Source organism: Microbacterium oleivorans, from assembly GCF_023715745.1.
Taxonomy (GTDB): domain Bacteria; phylum Actinomycetota; class Actinomycetes; order Actinomycetales; family Microbacteriaceae; genus Microbacterium; species Microbacterium oleivorans_D.
In genome coordinates, this window is sequence record NZ_JAMBOV010000016.1 from 1 (window position 1) to 456 (window position 456).

The following is a 456-nucleotide window of genomic DNA, read 5'->3' on the forward strand; positions in this document are numbered from 1 at the left end:
CCCATTGATAATGCAGAAATTTGGGCGGAAAAAGTAATGAATTTTGCTAAATTCAGTTTATCTGATGAGCAAATATTTAATACTTTATCCCAGCAAGGTTTTGATATCTATCAAAATGCTATTGCGCTTCAACAACTATACGAAAGTTAGTGGAGGATAACCAATGACTCAACCTACTAATAACGCCAAAAAATTTGCTATTAGCAATGCTGTGGTGAGGAAACTAAAACTACCCAATAGTTTACTGGATAATCAGTTGTTTGCTAATGGTGTTTATGGGGCTTATTCAGGCTATCGGCATTCAAATTATTATTATCACCGTTATCTTAATAAAAAGGTATGCAAGGATGCGCAACCTTTAAATTTTAAACCTTATGAATTTAAAGAATCTCAGTTTGCTGGGTTTGATTTTGCGCCGACGATTGGTCTAAGTATTATTATTCCTGCTTATAATGT

The 456-nt window shown here is 33.8% G+C and carries 1 protein-coding gene; it reads left to right on the forward strand.

Going from position 1 to position 456, the window contains the following annotated elements; genetic code table 11:
• Window positions 1–163 precede the first annotated feature (163 nt).
• A partial coding sequence (locus M3190_RS15215; protein WP_251583561.1) for a hypothetical protein occupies window positions 164–456 on the forward strand: 293 nt, incomplete at its 3' end.